Origin of the sequence: Rhodococcus sp. JVH1, from assembly GCF_000280725.2 — a bacterium.
GTDB classification, from domain to species: Bacteria; Actinomycetota; Actinomycetes; order Mycobacteriales; family Mycobacteriaceae; genus Rhodococcus_F; species Rhodococcus_F jostii_A.
In genome coordinates, this window is record NZ_CP166290.1 from 539671 (window position 1) to 563407 (window position 23737).

A 23737-nucleotide genomic window follows, 5' to 3' on the forward strand; every position below is an offset into this window, starting at 1 on the left:
CGCGGGTCCGCTCGATTCTCGTGCCGGAACAGCCGGTCTATCGGCTGATCAGCCGTTCGCTCATCATCGCGATATCGCGCTCGAAGTCGTCGAAGCTCCGGCTGGATGGCTCGATCGTGATCCAGGTGACGCCGGCGTCCGCGTAGGCACTCAGCCGCGGTGCGAGGGCGTCACAGAATGCGGTCGAATCGCCGGACTGCTGCAGTTCCTTCTCGAAGGGCACGAACGAGACGTCGATGGACGATTTACCGGCTTCGGCCCGCTTCTTGTTTTGCGCGGAGATCATCTCGCGGAGGCTGCCGATGTCTTCGAGCGGCGGAGTTCTCGTGATTTCCGCCATTTGCGCGGACTGCGCCATCGGCATCCATCCGTCCGCCGATTCGACGACGCGACGTCGGGCTGCCGTGCTGTTGCCCCCGATCCAGATCGGTGGTCCCCCCGGCTGCGCCGGCAGCGGGAGCGAGAGGTGGTTGCTGCATCCGAACTCCGGACCGTCGTGATCTTCGCCCACCCAGGTGGAGCGCATCGCGGCGATCGCCTCGTCGAGCAACTTCCCGCGCCGGGCGAAATCTGCTCCGAGCGCGTTGAACTCGGTCTCGAGATAGCCCGCGGCCATGCCGAGGGTGAGCCGTCCACCCGACAGTAGGTCGAGGCTCGCTGCCGATTTGGCCCCGAGGTAGGGGCTGCGATACGCGGCCACCATCACGTAGGTGATGAGTCGGATCCGTGTCGTTGCCTCCGCGGCCATACTCAATGCGACGAACGGGTCGAAGGCGTGGTGACCCCCGTTGGCCAGCCACTTCTTGTCCGGGTACGGGTGCTCACTCATCGCGAAGCCGTCGAACCCCGCATCCTCGACGAGCTTGGCCACCTGCCCGAGACTGCTGTCGCCGATCCACTGCGGGTAGTGCTTCACCGCACGCATCGGGAACATCAGATTGAATTTCAGATCCATGTCCCTGGGTTCCCCTTCAATTCAGCAGTTCACGGGCTATGACCACCCGTTGGACCTCGGTGGCGCCCTCGCCCAGCCGCTTCACGCGAAGGTCGCGAAACCACCGTTCGAGTGGCAGTTCGTCGGAGAGCCCGAGAGCGCCGTGGATCTGGATGCACCGGTCGATCACCTTGTACGCCACCTCGGTGCCGTACATCTTGGACACGGAGGCGTCGGTGCGCACGTCTTTGCCGAGATCAGCATTCCACGCCGCCTGGTACATCAGGAGTCGGGCGGCCCGCAGCTCGACTTCGCAGTCGACGAGCATCCACTGGATACCCTGCTTGTCGGCGAGTGTGCCGCCGAACACCTGCCGGTCCTTCGCCCACCGGCACGCCATGTCGAGGGCCGTCTGCGCGATGCCGATGGGTCCGGCGGCGTAGATGATCCGGCCGTGCACCAGAAAGTCGGAGGCGAGGGCGAACCCTCTGCCCTCCTCACCGATCAGGTTTTCGACGGGGATGCGCACGTCGTCGAAATGCAGCTCGTACGGCGCGAACGACGCCATCACCCCGATACGGTGAAACGACATCCCCGGAGTGTCCTTCTCCACGATGAAACAGGAAATGCCGCTCCGGCCTTCCCCGGTCCGGGCGTAGACGACGCCCCAGTCCGCCTTCTCGGCGTGACTGGTCCACATCTTGCTCCCGTTCAGCACGTAGTGGTCGCCGTTGCGGACTGCCTTGAGCTTGATCGCCCGTGCGGGATCCGACCCCCCGGACGCCTCACTGATCGACGTATAGGCCTTGGTTGCCGTGCCGTCGATGATCGGTTGTGCGTACCTGCTGAATTGCTCTTCCGTCGCCTTATACATCACGTTCGGCGGATTGCCACCGAACGCACCCAACGCCGGGAAGAACGCACCCATACGGCATTTCGCGGCCTCCTCGGCCACGACGACCTGCCCCAGGACGCTGAGGCCGGCACCACCGAACTCCTCCGGCGTCTGCATAGCCCACAACCCGAGCGACCGCGCCTTCTCCTGCAACGGAATCAGTTGTTCGCGGGGCAGCCCCGCCGCGTCGTGCGGCAGGGTCGCTTCGAGGGGATGCACCTCCGACTCCATGAATCTGCGCACGGTGTCCCGCAGCATGCGGAACTCTTCGGGCAGTTCCCAGGCACCGGTGACGGAGGACTGTTCGACAGTGGTCATCGGCCGTTCCTAGACCTTCTGGCCGAAGCGTCGCGCCCGGGCGTTGGCGAGCTGCGGCTCGTGGTTCGCGTCGTACTGGGCGATCCACTCCTCGGGAAGCTTGCCCCAGGCCTCGTTGATCTTCAAGCGCTGGCCGGGATTCAAGATTTCGGCTGCGACGACGTCACCGACGAAGATCGAGCTCTCCTGGACGTCGAGCGTGCCGACGATGCGGGCCTCGACGTAGCTGTGCGCGTCGAGCAGGATCGGGGCCCCGGTGACTCCGGTCTTGGTGCGCAGCTTCGAGAGCTTGTCCCCGTCCCGGCCCGAACTGCCACCGAGCGTCATCAGGATTTCGAGGGACTTCTCCAGCTGATCGTCCTCGGCGCTGAGCATGTGCATGACGAAGATGCCGGAGTTGGCCACCATGTCGTGGGTCTTGTTGTACTTGGTCAGGCTGATGGTGGCGCGGGGCGCCTCGGGAATGATGCTTGCGGAGCCCGCGGACAGCGACATGAGGCCGTTGCCGAACCCACCGTCGATGGTGGTGATGGCGACGGGAAAGGGTCGCAGCCCGGCTAGCACCTTGTTGGCGGCATCGGTATCGACGGTCATGGTGTGTTCCTTCATCTCGGGGGTGTTGGTCGGTGATCGCCGAACCAGCAATGGAGCCTGAGCTCAGTCGATGGTCCACGTGTTGTGGCCGTTGAGGGTGGCCTGCAGGTCGGCACCCCCGGTGGATTTCGCCGCCGTCACCTGGTTCCGGACTGCGTCGTCGTAGGTGGGGCGTGTCACCGAACGGATGATGCCGGTGACGGTGTACTTCAGACTCTGATCCGACAGACGCGAGAGCGCGTAGGCGTACTCGGGGTCGTCGGTGTGGGCGTCGTGGATCACGATGTCGTGTGGTGCGACATCACCGGTATTCGTCACCTGCAATCCGAAACCTCTTCGTACGACGCACAGTTCGCCGTCGTCGCCGAACGTGATCGGCTCACCGTGGCGCAGCGGGATCAGCCGCCTTGCCGCTTCTTCCTTGCGGAGGGCGTCGAACGATCCGTCGTTGAAGATGGGGCAGTCCTGCAGGATCTCGACGAACGCCGTCCCGCGGTGGCGGGCGGCGGCCATCAGCACCTCGGTGAGGCCCGCACGGTCTGAATCGAGGGCCCGGGCGACGAAGGTGGCTTCGGCGCCGACGGTGAGGGACATGGTGTTGAACGGCGCGTCGACCGATCCCATCGGTGTGGACTTGGTGACCTTGCCGACTTCCGAGGTCGGTGAGTACTGCCCCTTGGTGAGGCCGTAGATCCTGTTGTTGAACATGAGGACTCGCATGTTCACGTTGCGGCGAAGGGCGTGGATCAGATGGTTGCCGCCGATCGACATCGCGTCGCCGTCACCGGTGACCACCCAGATCGACAGGTCGGGACGGGTGACCGACAGGCCGGTCGCGAGGGTCGGTGCCCGGCCGTGGATGGAGTGCACCCCGTAGGTCTCCAGGTAGTACGGGAAGCGGGAGGAGCAGCCGATGCCCGAGATGAACGCGATGTTCTCCCGCTTGAGCCCCAATTGCGGCAGCATGCTCTTGACGGTTGCCAGGATCACGTAGTCGCCACAACCGGGGCACCAGCGCACCTCCTGGGTGGACGCGAAGTCCTTCGCCTTCATCGGCACCTCCGACTTCGGGACGGTGTCGAGGGCACTGAGCCCCAGTTCGAATCCACGAAGATCGGACGGGATGACACTGGTCATGGGAGAGCTCCAATCGAAGAACTGTGGGTCGCAGAGCTAGCGCGTGACCACGGCCGCGCGGGCGGCCGGGGTCTTGGCCGATTCGGAGGCGGCGAGGGTGCCGCCGAATTCCTGGAGGAACGCTTCGTGCAGCTCGTCCGCCCGGAACGCCATCCCCGACACCTTGGTGACGGGCTGGATGTCGGCGTCGAACCGGGCGCGCAGCAACATCGACAACTGGCCGAGGTTCATCTCGGGGGCCAGAACACGCCGGTACCCGGTCAACACCTCGGCGAGGTTCGCCGGCATCGGATTCAGGTGCCGCAGGTGCGCACGAGCGATCTTGTTGCCCCCACGGCGCATTCGCCGGACTGCTTCACCGATAGGGCCGTAGGACGAGCCCCAGCCGATGACCAGCACGTCGGCGTCACCGTCGGGATCGTCCACGATCAGATCGGGAACCTCGATGCCGGCGATCTTCGCCGCCCGAATCCGGGTCATCAGTTCGTGGTTGACGTCGGTGTACGAGATGTCGCCGCTGCCGTTTTCCTTCTCGAGTCCGCCGATCCGGTGCTCGAGACCGGCGCTACCGGGAACAGCCCAGTCGCGGGCGAGCGTCTGCGGGTCACGAGCGTAGGGCAGGTAGCCGCCGTCGGCGCCACCACCGTGCCCGGTGACGGCGAACGCCGGATCGATCGGAGGTAGCGCACCGACGTCCGGGATACTCCACGGTTCCGAGCCGTTCGCGATGGCACCGTCGGACAGTACGAGAACGGGGGTGCGGTAGGTGACGGCGATCCGCGCGGCCTCGAGGGCGGCATCGAAGCAGTCTGCGGGCGACTGCGGCGCGATCACCGCGACCGGGGATTCCCCATTGCGGCCGTACAGGGCCTGCAGCAGGTCGGACTGTTCGGTTTTCGTCGGCAGCCCGGTCGAGGGTCCACCTCGTTGCACGTCGACGATGACCAACGGCAGTTCCGTCATGACGGCCAGCCCGATCGCCTCGGACTTGAGGGCGAGTCCGGGACCCGACGTGCTCGTCACGCCCAGGGCACCGCCGTAGGACGCACCGAGCGCCGCGCCGATGCCGGAGATCTCGTCCTCGGCCTGGAATGTGACGACGCCGAAGTGCTTGTGCTTGCTGAGCTCGTGCAGAATGTCCGAGGCCGGCGTGATCGGGTACGTACCGAGGAAGACGTCCATTCCGGACGTCCGGCCTGCTGCCAGCAACCCGTAGGCCAGGGCGGTGTTGCCCGTGACCTGCCGATAGGTTCCGGCGGGCAGCGTCGCAGGCGCCACCTCGAAGCTCGTGGCGAACGATTCGGTGGTCTCGCCGTAGTTCCACCCGGCCCGCAGGGCCAGGACGTTGGCCTTCGCGATGTCCGGTTTCTTGGCGAACTTGCTGCCCAAAAACTCCTCGATGGCGGCGAGGGGCCGTCCGTACATCCAGGACAGAACTCCGAGTGCGAACATGTTCTTCGACCGCTCGGCGTCCTTCTTGCCCAGCCCGACCGATTCCACCGCACCCAATGTGAGGGTGGCCATGGCGATCTCGTGGATCTGGTAGTCCTCGAACTCGGCGGTCTCGAGGGGGTCGCCGTCGTACCCGACCTTCGACAGGTTCCGCTTGGTGAACTCGTCGCTGTTGACGATCAGCGTGCCACCGCGAGGCAGGTCACCGATGTTCGCCTTCAGCGCGGCCGGGTTCATCGCGACGAGGACATCCGGGCGGTCACCCGCCGTGAGGATGTCGTACTCGGCGATCTGGATCTGAAAGCTCGAGACGCCGGGAAGGGTTCCCTGTGGCGCCCTGATCTCGGCCGGAAAGTTCGGCTGCGTGGCGAGATCGTTCCCGAAAGCGGCTGCCTCTGCTGTGAACTGGTCGCCCGCCAGTTGCATGCCGTCGCCGGAGTCGCCGGCGATCCGGATGACGACCTGTTCGAGTTTGGTGACCGGTCCGGTCGCCGATTGCGTCGTGGATTCCATCTGACTACCGATTTCCCTTCGCCGATTCCGAGGCCAGAGCCCGTATCGACTGGTCGAGGTACCCGAGCAAGCTCGCGGTGAAGATGTCGTTGTCGTCGCCGGCCACCATGTGGCCGGCGTCCCTGACGTCGACGACTTGGGCGTGCGGGATCAGTTCGCGCATCTCCGCGACGCCCTCGTCGGATACGACGTCGGACTCCTTGCCGCGCACCAGCAGGACGGGACAGGTGATGTTGCGTGCCGCCCGGCGCGAACGTTCGTAGATGACTGCGCTGACCGGCGTATCGGGGTGGGAGCCCGCATCGTCGTTGAACATGACGCGGGGATCCCAGTGCCAGTGCCAGCGACCGTCGCGCAGCCGGAGGTTCTTCTTCAGGCCTTCGAGGTTGCCGGAGGGCCGGCGGCGCGGGTTGTACGCGGAGACCGCCGCGGAGGCTTCCTCGAGGGAGCCGAAGCCGTCGGGTGCGCTCCTCATGAACTGCCGGACCCGCTGTCCGCCCGCCACCTCGACACGTACTGCGATGTCGACGAGCACCAGAGCCTGTGCGAGCTCGGAATCCTCACCGATCGCGATCAACGACACCTTGCCGCCGAGAGAGGCGCCCACCAGAGCCACCGGAAGGTCACCGTGTTCATTTCTGACATGTTGGACAATTAGACGGACGTCTTCGGTCATGATCGACATGCCGTAGTTTCCGGATTCGTCCCACTCGCTGTCGCCGTGGCCGCGGAGGTCGACGGCGTACGCGATCCAGCCGGCCGCCGCCAGGCGTTCACCGGTTCGACGCCACGAGTGCCTCGTCTGGCCGCCGCCGTGCAACAGTAGGACGACGCCAGCGTATTTGCCGCTGGCACCGAACCTTTTCCACCGGTCTGCCGAGAGTCGAAGCCCCGCCCCCTCGATACTCAGCGTTTCCGGAACATCCGAAGGCTCTACGTCGAGCTCCATCCGAACCGCCTTTCTCGTGGGCTGCACCGCGTGGGGCCACACCGGGAGTTTGTCTCGGCGGCCCGGGCGAGGACTCTGGGTACCCACCCGCCCGGGCTGCCGTTCCCTTACTTTATCTGACAGTTGTGTTCATTTCTAGTCTTTCGGGACCGGAACTTCGATCACGACTGCGCCGGCCTGACCGCCACCCGCACACATCGCCGCGACGCCGTAACCGCCACCCCGCCGACGCAGCTCGTTCATCAGCGTGACGACCATCCGCGCGCCCGAGGCGGCCACCGGGTGACCCAGGCTGCATCCGCTTCCGGCAGTGTTCACTATCGATTCGTCGATCCCGAGTTTCTTGCACGCCGCAACGGGAACCGACGCGAAGGCCTCGTTGATCTCCCACAGGGCCACGTCGGCGATCGAGATTCCGGCCCGGTCCAGCACCTTGGGGATCACGTCCAGCACCGCAAGTCCGGTGCGCGCCGGGTCGACTGCCGTCGCCGCCCAGGACTTCACGGTGGCGAGGGGTGTGAGTCCGGCCTCGGCCACGAGGTCGCTGCCCACGATCGCCACCGCAGCGGCAGCATCATTGATGCCGCTGGCGTTACCCGCGGTGATGGAGAAGTCCTCGATCTCGGGATGAAGGACCTTCAGGCTCGCCAGCTTCTCCGCGGTCGAACCGCGGCGCGGATGTTCATCGGTGGAGAATTCCACCACCGAACCATCCGGCTGGAGCGCCTGCACTGGGACGATCTCGTCCGCGAAGGCACCGGAATCGATTGCGGCGAGCGCCCTTTCGTGGGACCTGAGTGCCCAGGCATCCATTTCCTCGCGGGTGATACCGACCTCGCGTGCCGTGTTCCATCCCACCGTGATCGACATGTCCATGTTGGGTGCCTCGGCGGAGTCCGGGTGTGTCGGCGGCATCCACTTGCCGGTGAACTCGTCGACGGTCCCGGGAGTGCGGAACTTCTGCAGCGGGCCGGTGGAGGTCGACTGGGTGCCGCCGGCGATCACCGCGCGTTCCGCTCCCGCGATCACGGAAGCGGCGGCGTGACCGATCGCGGTGAGGCTGCCTGCGCAGTGCCGGTTGACGGCCTGTCCGGGCACCTGGAGCATCCCGGCGACCACCGCCGCGTGCCGGGCGATGTCGCCGCCGCCGTAGTTGGACTCGGCGAGGATGACGTCGTCGATCTGCGACACGTCGAGCCCGGAGCGCTTCTGCACTTCTTCGAGTACGACGCGGGCGAGTTCCATGGCGGTGGTGTCGCGCAGGGTGCCCTTGAATGCCGTACCGATGGGTGTACGGGCACCGGCAACGATGACGGCTTCGATCTTTCCTGATTCTGACACTGTCCAGTCCTTCGATAGTGGGATGCGCGGGGTCAGCCGAGCGTGAAGGGGTCACGGGTGTCGCCGGTCAGCTCGACCCACACCGCCTTGGTTTCGGTGAAGTCCTTGACGGCGTCGATACCGTTCTCGCGGCCGATGCCGCTGGCCCCCATGCCGCCGAAGGGCACGCTCGGGGCTACGGCACGATACGCGTTGATCCAGATCGTGCCGGCACGCAGCTTGCCTGCCACCCGATGCGCCCGGTGAACGTCCTTGGTCCACACCGAACCCGCGAGACCGAACTCATTGCCGTTCGCAGCCGCGACTGCCTCGTCCTCGTCGGTGAACGTGGAGACGACCAGGACGGGTCCGAACACTTCCTCGGCCACGGCGCGCATGTCCGGTGTGACATCGGTCAGGACGGTGGGCTTGACGAAGTAGCCGCCGAGTTCCTCCACTGCTTCTGCACCGTAGGCGATGGTCGCTCCCTGCTCGCGCGCCGACTCGAAGTGCGACAGCACTTTCCGGAACTGCGGCTCGTTGGAGACCGGCCCCATCTCGGTAGCCGGATCCCGCGGGTCCCCGAGGACGATGGTCGATGCCCGGGCCACGATCTTCGACACCAGTTCCTCGGCGACACTCTCGTGTACGAGCAGACGCGACCCGGCGAGGCAGGTCTGTCCCGTCGCAGCGAAGATCCCCGAAATCACGCCATTGGCAGCGGCATCGAGGTCGGCGTCGGGGAACACCACCTGAGCCGACTTGCCGCCGAGCTCGAGCGTGAACCGGGTCATGTTCTCCAGAGCGGCCTGACCGACTTTGATGCCCGTACCGGTGGAACCGGTGAAGGCCACCTTGTCGACGCCGGGATGTGACGCGAGAGCGGCGCCGGTCTCGGGACCCCATCCGGTGACCACGTTGATGACCCCGGGTGGGAAGCCCGCTTCCTCGAAAAGCCGCGCGAAGGCGAGCGTCGACGCGGGTGTGTGGTCACTCGGCTTGACGACGAACGTGCATCCCGCTGCCAGTCCCGCGGCGAGCTTCCAGGTGAGCAGCAGCAGGGGCGAGTTCCACGGCGTGATCGCACCGACGACGCCGACCGGTTCGTGCTTCGTGTACACGAGGTAGTTGGGCTTGTCCGTCGGAATGACACCGCCCTCGAGCTTGTCTGCCATGCCCGCGTAATAGTAGTAGTACTCGGGCAGGCCCTTCATCTGTCCGGCCATCTCCCGCAACAGCTTTCCACCGTCGCGAACCTCGAGCTCGGCGAGGTTGTCAGCCTCCCGGGCGATGACGTCGCCGAGCTTCCAGATGAGCTTGCCGCGGGCCGTCGCGGTCATCCGGCCCCACGGACCGTTCAGTGCCTCCCTCGCGGCACGAACCGCACGGTCGACGTCCGACACTCCACCGTCGGGCACCGTGGCCCAGGGCCTTCCGGTGAACGGGTCGAGGCTGTCGTACGTTCTGCCCGACTCGGCTTCCACCTCGGCGCCGCCGATCAGCAGCGGTAACCGGATCACTTGTTCTGTAACGACGCTGCTGCTCACAGCACACTCCTTGTTCGGTGGGGCAGGTTCAGCGGAATCGCGGCTTGCGCTTGTTGGTGCGGGAGTCGACGTCGTCCCTGCCGTTGTTTCCGATCTGGGTATAGGACAGCCCGTTGCGCAGTGCCATCGACGGCATCATGTCGAGGGATTCCCAGATGGCACGAACCGTGCCCTGGATTGCCTCGGGGCGCCGCCCTGCGATCTCGGTTGCGAGTTCGTGGGCGCGATCCCACAACTGCCCGGGTTCGGTCACCTCGGTCACGATTCCGGCCCGCAGAGCGGTGTGCGCCGTGATGCGTTCGTCGCTGCCGAGCAGCGCCCACCGCATAACCTCCCCGAAGGGGATTCCGCGCGCCAGCATGCCGATCGGCTCGAGGGCGGAGACCCTGCCACCGTTTGCATGTGGGTCGAAGAAGGTCGCGTCCTCCGAACAGATCACGATGTCGGACTCGTTGACGAAGTACATCGCGCCGCCGGCAGCCATGCCGTTCACCGCGCAGACGACCGGCTTCCACACCTTGTGCTGCCGGGGGCCCAGCAGCACTCCGGGGTCTTCCTGGTTCCACTGGTTCAGGTGGGTCCACCAGGGCGGTGCACTGACATCGACTCCGGTGCAGAAGGCCCGCTCCCCCTTGGCGCGGACCACCGCGACATGGATGTCGTCGTCGTCCCGCACCCGTGCCCACACAGCGGCCATTTCCCGGGTCATGGCCTCGTTGAAGCAGTTCAGTTGGTCCGGGCGGTTCAGGGTGATAATGGCAATATGGTCCGCGATCTCGAATTCGATGGTGTCGAACACGGTTTCGGTCACGATCGGCTCCACTCGTGTATGTTCCGAAGGCCTCGGTTGCGAACTGTCTTCGGAGGCGAACCGCTTCCGTAGTTCCGGTTTGACGATCTTTCCCATCGCGTTGCGCGGCAGCACGTCGAGCACCTCGACCTGCTCCGGGAACTTACGGATGTTCAGACCGACCTCGTGAAGGAAGTCCCGCAGATCCTCCAGGGCCGGCGGTCGGCCGGGATTCGCCGGCACCACAACGGCGCACACTCGCTCGCCGCTGTTCGGGTCCGGTATCCCGATCACCGCGACGTCCGCGACAGCTGGGTGGCCGATGACGGCTTCCTCGACTTCACGCGCCGAGATGTTCTCCATCTTGCGGACGATGATGTCCTTGATGCGGCCGGTGACCGCGAGGCAACCGTCGGCGTCCACATAGCCCAGGTCGCCGGTGCGGAAGTATCCGTTCCGGTCGAGCGTTCCTTCGTCCAGTGCGCTGTCCACGTAGCCCTTGAACAGCTGCGGTCCGCGCACCCGGATCTCCCCGATCTCACCGGGCGCCGCATCTGTTTCGTCGGTGCGAACGATCCGGACCGCACCCCCACCCGCGGGGAAGCCTTCGAAGACCGCGTGCTGCTCGTCCGTGTCGTCCGGAGTACCCCAGGTGATGTAGGGGCATTCGGTCATTCCGTAGCCCGAGATGACACCGACCCCGCCGAGTGCGGTCTTCGCCGCGGTGTGCTGCGCACGTGGTCGCGGTGATCCACCCGCAAGGGTGGCCCGTGCGTGGGGAAACAGCGGCACCGCACCCCGTTCACGGGAGAGGCGAAGGTACTCGTTCGTGAACGGAAGACCGGATCCCACCAGGGTGACGTTCTGCTCGATCAGGAGATTCGTCGTCTCCTCGGGGACGAAGGTCGCGCTCACGATGAGGGCGTGTCCGACGATCACCGCGTGCAGCAGGTGTGCGATGCCCCCGATGTGGGCGACCGGTGCCAGTGCAGCGCATCGATCCTCCGGACGGGCCCGGACGTTGGTGACGAAGGTCGCCGCTGCCGCGAGGAGTCCGCCGTCGGTGTGCTTGACGCCCTTGGGAGCTGCGGTGGTACCGGAGGTGTAGAAGATCCACGACACGTCGTCCGCGTCCGCGGGATGTGCCGGTGGTGGTAGGACCGCCGGGTCGCCGAGTTCCCAGTCCCCGTCGACGACGAGTATCTCGAGGCCGCGGGCACTTCCGGCCGCGACCCGCGCCGCCATGTCCGCGTAGTCGTAACCGCGGAACATCCGGGGCACGATCAGGAGGCGCGAACCGAGCTGCTCGCTGATGAACCCGATCTCTGGGTCACGCAACATCGTGACGAGTGGGTTCTGCACCGCGCCGAGCCGCGACAGGGCCATGGCCAGAGCCATGGTCTCGACCGTGTTCGGCAGTTGCCAGGACACCACGTCCCCGGCTCGAATCCCCTTCGTGTAGAGCGTCGCCGCGATTCCTTCCGCCAACCGACGGAATGCGTCGAAGGAGAAGGAGCGCCGCGTTTCGTCGACCGCGAACTCGGCGGACGGGGTGATGGCGGCTCTCGCCGCCAGCGTCTCCCAGATCGATTCCACCTGTAGTCTGCTCGCGTCGACCACGCTCTGGGCGCTGACCATGGCCTGTTCTCCCTACTCCGCCGAGACCCGGAGGTCGTCGGCGATGACGCGCTTGAGAATCTTGCCTGCGGGGCCGAGAGGGAAGTCGCCGCGGTAGACGAAGCGCCTGGGCTGCTTGTACCCGGCCAGCTCCGCCCGGCACAGCGCCGTCAGCTCGGCAGTGAGGGCGTCCTCGTCCACGTCACCGCGCGGGACGATCACCGCGACCGGTGTCTCGCCCCACTCCGGGTCGGGAATTCCCACTACCGCCACCATCTCGACCTGTGTGTGGTGTCCGATGACCCGCTCGATCTCCGCCGGGTACACGTTGAATCCGCCCGAGATGATCATGTCGGTCTTGCGCCCGGTGATGTGCAGATAGCGCTCCTCATCGAGGTAACCGAGATCGCCGGACCAGAGACCGGTGGAGCGGAATGCCTCGGCCGTCTGCTCCGGGCGGTTCCAGTACCCGACCGCGTTCGCTTCGCTCACGATCACGATCTCGCCGATTTCACCTGCAGGGAGTTCGTTGCCGTCGGCGTCCACGATGCGGATGGAACACATCGGTGTCTCCTGGCCACACGAGGTGAGGATCGAGGTCTTGCCCGCCACCATGTCCCGGTGGTCCCGGGGCGTCAGGATCGTCGCCTGCCCACCGCATTCGGTCAGACCGTATCGCTGCTGCATGTCGCAGCCGAGCATGTCCATGGCCTTCTTGGCCAACCCCGGAGGGACGGGCGCCGAACCGTAGCTGATTCGGCGCAGGCTGGACATGTCCCGTGCGGGTCCCTCCTCCAGGATCCGCAGTGTCCGCTGCAGCATCGTCGGGATGAAGGTGGTGAACGTGACTCCGCTGCGCTCGATCTCGTCGATGACGGCCTGAGGGTCGAACCGACGGTGGATCACCATCGTCTGCCCCAGGTAAGTCCAGGACAGAGTGCGCACCATCCCACCTGCGGTGAAGAAGGGGGTGGTGGCGAGAAAGACGTCCGAACGATCGCCTTCGGTGACGAGAGTGGTGTCCACGACCTGGGCAAGCATCCCGCGGTGCGTGTTCACAACCCCTTTCGAGCGGCCCGTCGTTCCGCTCGTGTAGAGAATGAACTGGATGTCGTCCGGCGTGAGATCCGCCGGAGTCGGGTCGGTGGATCGGGCACCGCGCAGGGCCGTCTCGTACTCGGCGCCGGCGACGCTGCCCCCGATCTCGAGAACCGGAGCCAGGTCGTTCAGTTCCGCGCCGAACCGCTCCACCTGGTCCGTGTGGACGATCGCGCCGCGAGCTCCCGAGTCGTCGCGGACGTGCGCGAGTTCGTCGGGAGCAAGGCGGATGTTCACCGGCACCGCGACGAGTCCGGACTTGGCGAGAGCATAGGTGATCTCCGGCCATTCGATGCAGTTGCGGGCGATGACGAGGACCCGGTCACCCTTCGCCAAACCCTGGTCGAGGAGATGGTTCGCCAACCGTCGGGCCCGTTCGTCGACCGTCGTCCACGTGTGGGTTCGATCGCCCTCGACGACGGCCGGCTTGTTCGGGTATCGCCGTGCGTTGTTCCGTGGGATGTCGCCTACTAGCACTTTTCCTCGCAAATTGATTCTGGAAGGCGGCGCCTTCGATGGTGGGGTGCGTTGTCGGTCAGATGAGGAAAGCGAGTGTGTCCACGGGGCCGCCCGCGCTGATGAGGTGGACCGTCTTCCCTGCCAGCTTCAGTCCGCCCGGAGTGCGGCGCACACGGTGGATCACCCGGCCGGCCCAGACCCGCTGGGAGTAGCGGTACTCGAAGAGCGCGAAGTTCGATCCGACGGTCACGGTGTCCTCGTCGGTGTCCAGCACCTCGGAGTTGCTGAGCAGTCGGCGCATCACCGACGGCGGGGTCTGCGAATGCCGGTTTCCGGTATTGAGCTGCGCCACCCGGCTCTTGATGCGGCGGCGGTTGTCGTAGATGTACGACAACCGGGTCTTCGGGTCGTCGTCGGGATGCATGGGGACCCAGTAGAGCGCGTCGTCGTCCCACAGGAGTTCCCACTCGGAGTACCGGGCCTCGTCCGCGAGGCGCGCCTCGAGGTTGAGGAACGCCGCGATGTCGGCGTCGGGCGCGGGCAGCGGGAGGGGTGCACTCTGCAGGGCGGGGGCCGCCGAGTTCTCCACGGTGGTCATGCTCAGATCTCCTGTCCGACGACGCTCGCCCACTGGCGGTAGAAACCGCGCTGCGGGGTCTCGGCGCTTTTGTCGCTATTGACGATTCCGGTTTCGTCTGTCACATCGGTCTCCAGACCGCGGGACAGTCTCAGCCACTTGGGGTCCCGGGCGGCGAGGCCTGCCTGATTGCGCATGCCGATCTCACCGTCGTCGGCGATCAGGAATCCGGCCGGGCCCATCGCACCCTCCGAGCGACGCAGCATCCGCTCGTTCATGCGGTCCTGCCCGGGGAACAGCGCTGCCGTCGTGTAGGCCACCGTCTCGTCGGGACCGATCGGTTCGACGTACATGATGTTCATCTCGGCGAGGAACAGGTTGGGCCAGATCAGGGTGTGCGGTGGGCCCACCACGAGTGAGTCGTGCGTCTTCTCGGGACCGTGGGCCGCCTCCAGCGCCGCGACGTACTCGGGCAGCTTCTCGCGGGGTGTGCGCCCGTACCAGACGAATTCCTCGTCCAGCTTGCGGTACTCCGCCGAGTAGTCGATCTCCGAGTGCCCGCCGCCCATGTCGCGGACCACGACGTCGACCTTCGACGGAATGTGCGACACCTTGGCCGGCCGGATCGCGTCGTAGACCGATGCGTGGGTGAACAGCGCGTGATAGCCGTCGACATTGTTCTCCACCACCATCTTCCAGTTCGCGTGGTGGAGATGCTTCATCCAGTTCGACCGGAGGTCGATGGTGCCCGTCGGTGACAGGTTGAGCAGTCGGTCGATCGCTTTCGTCGCGTTACCGAGATGTTCCTGCAGTGAGATACCGTCCGCTGCGAGGGACGCGAAGAGGAAGCCGCCGTAACTGTCCACGCGCGGGGCCTCGGCCATGCCCAGTTCCGAGCGCACCTTCTGGAATGCCTCGCCGTATCCGTTCCGCATCGGAACCGCGGTGAGTGATCCGTCGTTGCTGAAAGTCCACCCGTGGTACGGGCATCGGAAGGAGTTGGCGTTGCCCATCTCCGCGTTGCACAGCTTGTTCGCGCGGTGCGAACAGCGGTTGAGCAGGACCCGGATCTTGCCGTCCTTGCCGTGGACCACGACCACCGGGTCGTGGCCGATACGGCGGGTGAGGTAGTCACCCGGCTCGCTGACCTCGCTCTCGTGCGCTACGTAGACCCATCCTTTCCGGAAGATGGTGTCCATCTCGCGCTGGAAGATCTCGGGCGAGGTGTAGACCGAACCGTGCACGCGATCGTTCTGCACGATGCGCGCGACATCGAAGTCGTCGGGCACCGTGGTCGGTGTCGATTCCATGGTGGTCATGAGTGGGCCTCCGTCTCGATTGGGGCTGTGGTCCGGGCGGTCGGCTCAGCCGAACTCGTTCTATTGCTGTGTGTCTCGGTGGTGCACGCGGCGGGAATCCAGACGCCGCCCAGTTGCCGAAAGGCGACGTCGACGGTGTCGCCGATGCGGGGCGGGCGAGCCGTCGGGTGAAGCGTGGTCATGATCAGACGGTGCCCGGCGGACAGCTCGACGTCGAGGATCGCGTAGGGCTCGGCCGTCCGCACCAGTCCCGGCTCGAAGCGGTGCATGGTCGTGGCGGAATGGACGACTCCGGTCGGTTCGACCACCCGCCAGTCGCTCTCGCTCGACCCGCAACCGTCACAGACGTACTGCTCGAGGTCGAGAGGAATTCCGCAGCGGGCACAAAAGGGCAGGGCGAGTTCGCCGCGGGCGCTCGCCTCGTAGAGGGGCGCGAGCGGGTCGGCTGCCACATCCGGTACGAGGCCGGGATCGAGCAGCCAGTCGGTGTCTTCCGTCGTCGTGGTCATGCAGCTCTCTCCAGGATCATGGCGGCATGGTGATCGACCCGGCCACCGATTCCACCGACGAGAGCAGTGCGAGCGTCGGGCACCTGGCGCTCGCCTCCCTCGCCACGCAGTTGGATCATCGCCTCCGCGAGGGGCGTCATGCCCTGAAGGTAGAAGCCGGACAGCTGGCCGCCACCGGTGTTGACGGGAAGTGCGCCACCCCGGCTCGTTCCGCCGCCGCGTACGAACTCGCCCGCCGGTGTTCCGCCGGTGAGCCCGTATTCCTCGAGGAGGAGGAGCGTGACCACCGAGAACGGGTCGTAGAGCTGTGCGATGTCCAGGTCCGTCCGGGACATTCCCGCCTGGCCGAGCGCGTCGTCCACTGCACGCGCACCACCCCCGAACCACGACTCTCCCCCGGCACGACGACGCCGGACCGGGTGATCGCGACCGGTCCCCCGGACGACGAGGCGAACGGGGTTATCGATGCCCGGATCCGCACTGAGGACGACGGCGACCGCACCGTTCACGGGCCGGGCACAGTCGAGGCGACGCAGCGGATCGGCGATCATCGGGCTGGCCAGGTACCCCTCGTCGTCCAGCGGCTTCGTCACCACCGCATCGGGATTGCCCAGTGCCCACGCCCGCGTGGTCGTGGCGACAGCAGACAGGTCGGTGGCCGTGCCTCCGGTGAGGTGCATCCATCTCCGGGTGAGCAATGCGTAGGTGGGTACCGAACCCAGCAGTCCCGATGCCCGTTCGAGTCCCCGCGTCCCGGTGTTTCCCCCGCTGTGGGCGTATGTCGACCCGGCGCCCTTGCCTTCCACCAGCGGGGCGTCGGCGAAGACACAGACCACGGTCCGGGCCGCGCCGGCGTCGATGGCGGCCTCTGCCCGCTGGATCATCGCGATCGTGGTGGCGCCCTTGATCTCGACGTGCTCGAGAAGTCGAAGATCCGAGAATCCGCCCTGGGCCGCGAACGTCACTCCGAGGCGGTCAGGCCGTACACCCTGTGAGGACCCGACGAGAAGTCCGTCGACGTCGGCGTGCGTGATTCCGGCGTCGGCCAGAGCCCCCCGGGTCGCCTGGCACGCGAGTTGGAGCGGGGTGTCACCGGGCTTCAGCGACATCGTGGTCATGCCCAGACCGACCAGGTCGACCGTCACGACACGTCCCTCGTGAGGGGGCGAACCGTCCCCACCGGCCCCAGCGAGCGGTCGCGGTGCTCGTCGCGGTAGTTGCCGACGCGCATCCACTCCTCACGGTCCTCGGGGGTCGCGAGGCACAGGCTCGCGAGCTCGAGCGGTGAGAGGAAGATATGATCTCCCGTCTCGGCGTCCTCGACCAGCAATCTGGGACCGTTCCCGGTCGTGTCCAGCGACACGCGGACCACGGCGAACTCGTTGGCCAGCTGCGCCAGCTCCCGTCGCTCGATCGCGCGGGTCTCCTCATGTACCGACATTGCCCTCAGCTCTTCTCGTGACCCGCCCGCGACGGACTTCGCAGGCGGTCCGGTGTGTGCTTCGCGTCCGGGGAGGCGTGCCCAAACGACTGAACACCTCTCATAGTCATATCGTATGTGAGTGTCAGAAACAATGGTCGATATCCGAAGCCCGCAATCCTGGATCTCCAGGATTTCCCAGTTCACAGCTATTGAATTAACCCAACCCATACGTGCACACTGTGCATAATAGGGTCAAAACAAGACACAACCGTCAGATCGATGTCCGGCCGTGGCGCCGCCATCGAATCCAGGAAGGCCTGTACATGAGCGAGACAAAAATGACCGTCCCGGCCGTCGCCACCGACAACTACCGAAGCATCTGGGGCTTTCTTCGCGAGCTCGACTTCCGTCAGGGATTCGTGGATGTCGACGGCGTGCGGACACGGTTCGCCGAGGCAGGCTCTCCCGACAAGCCGCACGCGATCCTGCTCCACGGAACCGGCGGCCACTGGGAGACGTTCGCCCCGAATCTCGCCGCACTGAGCGAGCAGTACCACTGCGTCGCCATCGACATGGTGGGCAACGGCTTCTCCGAGAAGCCCGACCACGATTACGAAATTGCGGTCTACGTACGGCAGATACTGGCCGTGATGGATCACTTCGGGATGCCGAAGGCGCACTTCATCGGCATGTCACTCGGGGCATGGGTCTCCGCCGCCGTTGCCGTGCAGCGTCCCGACCGCGTTCACAAGCTGATCCTGATGTCGCCGGCCGGGCTGATCGCCACGGCGTCCAACATGGCCCGGATCCGCGCCGAGCGCACTGCCGCGGTCGAGAACCCCACGTGGGAGTCGATCCACAAGGTCTTCGAGCACCTCATCGCCGACGAGGACAACCGTCTTCCCGACCTCGTCGCCCTGCGTCAGGCCATCTACCGACGCGACGACACCCGCGACACGATCGACCACCTGCTGATCCTGCAGGACGCGACGGCGAGGGATCGCAACCTCATTCCCGAGGAGCAGTGGAAGACCATCACGGCACCGACCATGATCGTCGCGTCCGGAAAGGACCACGGCGAGTACCAGAACACGGCGCGCACCGTCGCCAGGCTGATCCCCGACTCCGAGGTCTTCGAGATGCCCGAGGTACGCCACTGGCCACACTTCGAGGACCCTGCGAGTTTCAATCCGGCCGCACTCGCCTTCCTCGGCAAGTGAGCAACCACCATGCCTGAATCCGACACATTGAGCGCGGAGGCGATCGCCGACACCGCGCGCCGCCTCTACGAGGCCGAGAAGACGCGGGTGCCCATTCGCCAACTCTCCCTGCAGTATCCGGGGATGACGATCGATGACGCCTACGCGGTTCAGCGGGCGCTCGTCGACCTGAAGGCGGCCGACGGGCGCAGCGTCAGAGGCCGTAAGATCGGCCTCACCTCCAAGGTCATGCAACGTGCGGTCTCGATCACCGAACCCGACTACGGCGCGATCTTCGACGACATGTTCTTCGACGACGGTGGAACTGTGCCGGCCGGGCGATTCATCCGGCCCCGCATCGAGGTGGAACTCGCCTTTATTCTCGGCGAGGACCTGAAGGGCCCCGGGGTGACGCTGTACGACGTCCTGAGCGCGAGCGAGTACGTCACCCCCGCTCTCGAGATCCTCGACGCCCGCGTACAGATGAGCGATCCGGAGACCGGCCATCTCCGCACCATCGTCGACACCATCGCGGACAACGCTGCGGACGCGGGAATCGTGCTCGGTGGCCGGGTCGTGAGGCCCATGGACGTCGACCTGAGATGGGTGAGCGCACTGTTGCTGCGCAACGGCTCCATCGAGGAGTCGGGCGTCGCCGCGGCCGTGCTCAATCACCCCGGTAACGGCGTGGCGTGGCTTGCGAACCGGCTCGCACCGCACGGCGTACCCCTGCGGGCCGGCGAGGTGATCCTGGCCGGTTCGTTCACCACCCCGATCTTCGCCGAGCCCGGCGACACGTTCGTCGCCGACTACGGGCCGCTGGGAACGGTCTCCTGTTCGTTCGCGAGGGAAGTCGGCTGATGCAGAACCGATGGGCAGAATTGTTGCGCGCCGACCGTCCGAAGATCGGCATGTGGATCGCGTCCGGCAACGCATACAGCGCCGAGATCTGCGCAGGCGCAGGGCTCGACTGGCTCATGCTCGACCTGGAGCACGTTCCCAACGACATTCGTTCGACACTCGCGCAGCTGCAGACGCTGGCGGCGTACCCGGTCGAGGTCCTCGTCCGGCCGGCATCGGGCGACCCCGTGGCGATCAAGCAGCTGCTCGACATCGGGGTAACCAACCTGATCGTGCCGATGGTCGAATCCGCGGACGATGCGCGGGCGCTCGTCGCCGCCACGCGATATCCCCCGATCGGCATCCGTGGCGTGGGCAGCGCGCTTGCCCGGGCGTCCCGGTGGAATCGAATTTCTGACTACCTGCCTACCGCCGACGAGAGCATCACCCTCACCGTCCAGGTCGAGTCGACGGAGGGGCTGGACTGCCTGGAGGAGATTCTCGCCGTCGACGGAATCGACGCGGTCTTCATCGGCCCCGCAGATCTCGCAGCCTCGATGGGTTACCTCGGAAAGCCGGAGAGCCCGGAGGTCGTTGAAGTGATCGAGAAGGCAATTTTCGTCATCGCGTCGTCCGGCAAGGCCGCCGGCGTCAACGCCTTCAACGAGACCATCGCCCGCCGGTACATGTCGGCCGGCGCTGGCTTCGTCCTCGTCGGTGCCGATGTGACCGTCCTGGCCCGGGGCAGCGAGGCCCTGGCCCGACGCTATTCGGCCGATCCAGATCAAACGGCCTGAAACCCTTTAATCTGACACTATTGTCACTTATACTCGAGTGGTCGAGTGCGGATCTTCGCGATTCGCCGCTATGGAAGGTCTCCTATGGATTTGGACTTCACACAGGAACAGGTGGAGTTCCGCGACCAGGTACGTACGTGGCTGGTCGAGAACAAGCCCCGTGATCCGCGCCCGCGGGACGACGCCGGTATTCGCGAATACGACATGGCCTGGCAGAAGACCCAGTGGGAAGGCGGATGGGCCGGAATCGCCTGGCCGAAAGAGTATGGGGGCGGCGGCCTGACCCTCCTCCAGCAGTTGATCTGGTACGAGGAGTACGCGGCCCAGGGACTGCCCGGAATCGATGCGAGCTTCGTCGGCCTCAACCACGCCGGCCCCACCCTGATCACCCGCGCCACCGAGGAACAGAAGGCATTCCACCTGCCGAGAATCCTGCAGGGTGATGCCGTGTGGTGCCAGGGGTTCTCGGAGCCGGAGGCCGGCTCCGACCTGGCCTCCCTCAAGACCAGGGCCGTCATCGACGGCGATCATCTCGTGGTGACCGGTCAGAAGATCTGGACCAGTTTCGCCAAGTGCGCGGACTACCAGGAACTGTTGGTACGCACCGATAATGCGGGGTCGAAGCACCAGGGCATCACCTGGGTGATCTGCGACATGCACACACCGGGCATCGACGTCCGTCCCATCGAGACCATCGAGGGCGGTGCCGAATTCTGTGAGGTCTTCTACGACGACGTCCGGATCCCCGTCAGCAATGTCGTCGGCGAAATCGGTTCCGGTTGGAGTGTCGCGATGTCGACGTTGTCGTTCGAGCGCGGAACCGCCTTCACCGCCAACCAGGTTCGCCTGGCGGGGGTCGTCGAGGACCTCATCGAGTTTTCCCGCGACCACGTCGGACCGGACGGTCGGCGACCGGCCATCGCGGACGACGAGATCTCCCGGCGGCTGGCGCGCGCCCGGTCTTCCGTCGCGTCACTGCGGGCGATGACCTACGTAGGGATCTGCCAGAACATGCAATCCGACACACCCGGACCGCGCGGGTCGATGCTCAAGCTCCACTACGCCGATCTGGCAAAAGAAGTTGCCGCGCTGGCAATGGACATCGTCGGCGCCGAAGCCCTCCGCGGAACCTCGCGATGGGACCACCACGGTTGGGTCGGAAACTACTTCCATTCCTTCTCTCAGTCCATCGGCGGCGGAACGTCCGAAATCCAACGGAACATCATCGGGGATCGCATCCTCGGCCTTCCGCGCTGACAGAAAGCAGAGATCATGAACCTTCTCCCCTCCGAGGACCAACTCGAACTAGTCTCCGCGGCAGTCGATTTCATCAGCACCCGCATGCCGATCGAGGACATCAGGCGGCGTGCGCGCGAGGAGTCATCGGTCGAGCGGAGCGTGTGGGCCGAGGGCGCCGAACTGGGCCTGCTCACTCTGGGGCTCGACGAGGGCCACGGCGGCTCCGGCCGGCCCCTCGACGACGAGGTACTCCTGTTCGCGGCCCTGGCCGAGCACCTTGCAACAGGTCCCTTCCTCGCCTCCACGCTGGCCACCCGCGTCAGTGCGGCACACGGCGACCAGGATCTCACCGACCGCATCGGGTCCGGAGACGCCATGGTCGGACTCGGCGAACTGCGCGGGGACGGCGCGGTCGATCAGGACGGGTTCAAGGGCTCGTTCGACCTGCTGGACTGCGTCGGCGTCAGCCACGTGCTGCTCGTCGCTCAGCAGGGAGCGGCTCTAGTCGAGATATCCGAGTTCCCGGACGTCACCCCACTCACATCCATGGACCCGGGAACCCGGCTCGCGACGTCGACCGTCGCCAGCGGGCGCGTGCAGCACTGGCTGTCCGCCCAGACGGACCCGATCTGGTTGCGCGCCATGGTGCTCACCGCGGCCGGCCTGTCCGGCCTCGCCGAGGCGACGCTGCGGCTGTCAACCGAGCACGCGAAAACGCGAATTCAGTTCGGACGCCCGATCGGCGTGAACCAGGCGATCAAGCACGCCTGCGCCGACATGGCGGTGGCCGCCGACGCGGCACTGTCGCAGACCCTGTTCGCTGCGGTGAGTCTGCAGTCGGGGCGCTCGGACGCGTTGTTCCAGATCCTCTCCGCCAAGTCCGTCGCCGCCCGCGCAGCCGTGGGCAATGCGGCGTCGAGCATCCAGGTCCACGGCGGAATGGGTTACACGTACGAGCACAACGCGCACCTCTACCTCAAGCGGGCGCACGTGCTCACCCACCTATTCGACGAACCGGCCGACGTGCTGGCCGAACTTCTGGAGCAGGGAGCACCGCAGTGAGCCGAAGAGTTGCCATCGCCGGTGTCGCGTTGTCGGACGTGGGACGGGTCGACGACAAGAACGCCTACGAACTGATGGGGCAGGCCAGTCGCAGGGCCCTCGCCGACGCGGGACTGCGCCCCGAGGACGTGGACGGACTCGCCTCCACCGGGCAGGGCACGTTGCCGCCCACCGATGTCGGGGAGTATCTCGGCCTGAAGCCTCGCTGGATCGACTCGACATCGGTGGGCGGGGCCTCGTGGGAGGTCATGCTCGCCCATGCCGCGGACGCGATCTCGGCCGGTCATGCCGACGTGGTCCTGCTGACGTACGGCTCGACGGCACGCGCCGACCTGCGCAAGGGACTGCGGACCGCGAACATCAACTGGGGTTCGCGAGGACCGTTGCAGTGGGATGCGCCCTACGGGCACACGCTCGTGTCGAAGTACGCGATGGCGGCCCGACGGCACATGCACCAGTACGGCACGACGATCGAGCAGCTCGCCGAAGTGGCAGTGTCCGCGCGGTTCAACGCCAAGGACAACGAGGAAGCGTACTACCGCGACCCCATCACCATCGACGATGTGCTGTCCGGCCCCATGATCGCCGATCCGTTCACGAAACTGCACTGCTGCATCCGCTCGGACGGCGGCGCGGCGGCGGTTCTCGTGGCCGAGGACCGGGTGAAGGACCTTCGTTCCGAACCGGTGTGGGTACTGGGAACCGGCGAGGCCACGTCACACATGCTCACCAGTCAGTGGGACGACATGACCGTCGGGCCGGCATCGATCACCGGGCCGCTGGCGTTCGAACGCGCGGGGTTGAAGCCCACGGACGTGGACATCGCCGAGGTCTACGATGCGTTCAGCTACATGCTGATGCTCACCATGGAAGACCTCGGTTTCTGCGAGAAGGGTGAGGGCGGCGCCTTCGTCGAGAAGGGCACGCTGCGGCTGGGCGGCGAACTCCCCACGAATACCGACGGTGGCGGACTGTCCGCCTGCCATCCTGGTCAGCGCGGACTATTCCTGATTGTCGAGGCGGCCAGGCAGCTTCGCGGAGAATGCGGCCCGCGGCAGGTGGAGGACGCGAAGATCGCCTGCGTCAGCGGCACCGGTGGTTGGTTCTGCTCGAGCGGCACTGTGCTCCTCGGATCAGAAGCACCGTGAC

The 23737-nt window shown here is 65.9% G+C and carries 21 protein-coding genes and 1 pseudogene; 6 read left to right on the forward strand and 16 right to left on the reverse strand.

Going from position 1 to position 23737, the window contains the following annotated elements; genetic code table 11:
- Nucleotides 1–37: 37 nt before the first annotated feature.
- The 16 genes and pseudogenes from JVH1_RS40040 to JVH1_RS40115 all read right to left on the reverse strand — a co-directional run bounded on the left by JVH1_RS40040 (nucleotide 38) and on the right by JVH1_RS40115 (nucleotide 17469).
- The gene (locus JVH1_RS40040) at nucleotides 38–955 is read right to left on the reverse strand and encodes an LLM class F420-dependent oxidoreductase (protein WP_009472470.1); all 918 of its coding nucleotides are present in this window, start codon (nucleotides 953–955) and stop codon (nucleotides 38–40) included.
- 16 nt (nucleotides 956–971) lie between these two features.
- Complete coding sequence (locus JVH1_RS40045; protein ID WP_009472469.1) at nucleotides 972–2147, reverse strand: acyl-CoA dehydrogenase family protein; 1176 nt, start codon at nucleotides 2145–2147, stop codon at nucleotides 972–974.
- A gap of 9 nt (nucleotides 2148–2156) precedes the next feature.
- On the reverse strand, nucleotides 2157–2741 hold the full coding sequence (locus JVH1_RS40050; RefSeq protein WP_043777215.1) for a flavin reductase family protein: 585 nt from the start codon (nucleotides 2739–2741) through the stop codon (nucleotides 2157–2159).
- 63 nt (nucleotides 2742–2804) lie between these two features.
- A complete protein-coding gene (locus tag JVH1_RS40055) occupies nucleotides 2805–3878 on the reverse strand; it encodes a 2-oxoacid:ferredoxin oxidoreductase subunit beta (protein WP_009472467.1) in 1074 nt (357 codons plus the stop codon).
- A 36-nt stretch (nucleotides 3879–3914) separates the two neighbouring features.
- On the reverse strand, nucleotides 3915–5843 hold the full coding sequence (locus tag JVH1_RS40060) for a 2-oxoacid:acceptor oxidoreductase subunit alpha (protein ID WP_009472466.1): 1929 nt from the start codon (nucleotides 5841–5843) through the stop codon (nucleotides 3915–3917).
- Between the two features lie 4 nt (nucleotides 5844–5847).
- Nucleotides 5848–6792, reverse strand: a complete 945-nt coding sequence (locus JVH1_RS40065; protein ID WP_009472465.1) for an alpha/beta fold hydrolase — start codon at nucleotides 6790–6792, stop codon at nucleotides 5848–5850.
- A 135-nt stretch (nucleotides 6793–6927) separates the two neighbouring features.
- Nucleotides 6928–8133, reverse strand: coding sequence for a thiolase family protein (locus JVH1_RS40070; protein WP_009472464.1), 1206 nt, complete (start codon nucleotides 8131–8133; stop codon nucleotides 6928–6930).
- A gap of 32 nt (nucleotides 8134–8165) precedes the next feature.
- The gene (locus JVH1_RS40075; RefSeq protein ID WP_043777181.1) at nucleotides 8166–9632 is read right to left on the reverse strand and encodes an aldehyde dehydrogenase; all 1467 of its coding nucleotides are present in this window, start codon (nucleotides 9630–9632) and stop codon (nucleotides 8166–8168) included.
- A gap of 55 nt (nucleotides 9633–9687) precedes the next feature.
- The gene (locus JVH1_RS40080; RefSeq protein ID WP_237735060.1) at nucleotides 9688–10473 is read right to left on the reverse strand and encodes an enoyl-CoA hydratase/isomerase family protein; all 786 of its coding nucleotides are present in this window, start codon (nucleotides 10471–10473) and stop codon (nucleotides 9688–9690) included.
- A gap of 96 nt (nucleotides 10474–10569) precedes the next feature.
- Nucleotides 10570–12087 (reverse strand): annotated as a pseudogene (locus tag JVH1_RS40085) (AMP-binding protein); the annotation flags it as partial.
- A gap of 12 nt (nucleotides 12088–12099) precedes the next feature.
- Entirely contained in the window at nucleotides 12100–13641 is a 1542-nt protein-coding gene (locus tag JVH1_RS40090; protein ID WP_009472461.1) for a class I adenylate-forming enzyme family protein, read from the reverse strand.
- Between the two features lie 58 nt (nucleotides 13642–13699).
- Nucleotides 13700–14221 (reverse strand): aromatic-ring-hydroxylating dioxygenase subunit beta, encoded by a 522-nt coding sequence (locus tag JVH1_RS40095; RefSeq protein WP_005573256.1) that lies wholly within the window; start codon nucleotides 14219–14221, stop codon nucleotides 13700–13702.
- Nucleotides 14222–14223: 2 nt separating this feature from the next.
- Nucleotides 14224–15519 carry a Rieske 2Fe-2S domain-containing protein gene (locus JVH1_RS40100; RefSeq protein ID WP_009472460.1) on the reverse strand — a complete coding sequence of 432 codons (1296 nt, stop codon included), beginning with the start codon at nucleotides 15517–15519 and terminating at the stop codon, nucleotides 14224–14226.
- Entirely contained in the window at nucleotides 15516–16028 is a 513-nt protein-coding gene (locus JVH1_RS40105; protein ID WP_009472459.1) for a Zn-ribbon domain-containing OB-fold protein, read from the reverse strand. The genes JVH1_RS40100 and JVH1_RS40105 overlap by 4 nt, the downstream gene beginning before the upstream one ends.
- Nucleotides 16025–17173 carry a thiolase family protein gene (locus JVH1_RS40110; RefSeq protein WP_009472458.1) on the reverse strand — a complete coding sequence of 383 codons (1149 nt, stop codon included), beginning with the start codon at nucleotides 17171–17173 and terminating at the stop codon, nucleotides 16025–16027. The genes JVH1_RS40105 and JVH1_RS40110 overlap by 4 nt, the downstream gene beginning before the upstream one ends.
- The gene (locus JVH1_RS40115) at nucleotides 17170–17469 is read right to left on the reverse strand and encodes a hypothetical protein (protein ID WP_005573262.1); all 300 of its coding nucleotides are present in this window, start codon (nucleotides 17467–17469) and stop codon (nucleotides 17170–17172) included. The genes JVH1_RS40110 and JVH1_RS40115 overlap by 4 nt, the downstream gene beginning before the upstream one ends.
- 305 nt (nucleotides 17470–17774) lie before the next feature.
- On the opposite strand from JVH1_RS40115, the gene JVH1_RS40120 reads away from it, so the two are divergent.
- The 6 genes from JVH1_RS40120 (at nucleotide 17775) to JVH1_RS40145 (ending at nucleotide 23736) form a co-directional block, all read left to right on the forward strand.
- Complete coding sequence (locus JVH1_RS40120) at nucleotides 17775–18671, forward strand: alpha/beta fold hydrolase (protein ID WP_085998389.1); 897 nt, start codon at nucleotides 17775–17777, stop codon at nucleotides 18669–18671.
- Nucleotides 18672–18680: 9 nt separating this feature from the next.
- Nucleotides 18681–19511, forward strand: coding sequence for a 2-oxo-hept-4-ene-1,7-dioate hydratase (hpaH, locus tag JVH1_RS40125; RefSeq protein ID WP_009472456.1), 831 nt, complete (start codon nucleotides 18681–18683; stop codon nucleotides 19509–19511).
- The gene (locus tag JVH1_RS40130; protein WP_009472455.1) at nucleotides 19511–20287 is read left to right on the forward strand and encodes an aldolase/citrate lyase family protein; all 777 of its coding nucleotides are present in this window, start codon (nucleotides 19511–19513) and stop codon (nucleotides 20285–20287) included. Before hpaH ends, JVH1_RS40130 begins: the two co-directional genes overlap by 1 nt.
- 84 nt (nucleotides 20288–20371) lie before the next feature.
- Nucleotides 20372–21544, forward strand: coding sequence for an acyl-CoA dehydrogenase family protein (locus tag JVH1_RS40135; RefSeq protein ID WP_005573266.1), 1173 nt, complete (start codon nucleotides 20372–20374; stop codon nucleotides 21542–21544).
- Nucleotides 21545–21559: 15 nt separating this feature from the next.
- A complete protein-coding gene (locus JVH1_RS40140; RefSeq protein ID WP_009472454.1) occupies nucleotides 21560–22588 on the forward strand; it encodes an acyl-CoA dehydrogenase family protein in 1029 nt (342 codons plus the stop codon).
- On the forward strand, nucleotides 22585–23736 hold the full coding sequence (locus JVH1_RS40145) for an acetyl-CoA acetyltransferase (RefSeq protein WP_009472453.1): 1152 nt from the start codon (nucleotides 22585–22587) through the stop codon (nucleotides 23734–23736). The genes JVH1_RS40140 and JVH1_RS40145 overlap by 4 nt, the downstream gene beginning before the upstream one ends.
- Nucleotide 23737 lies beyond the last annotated feature (1 nt).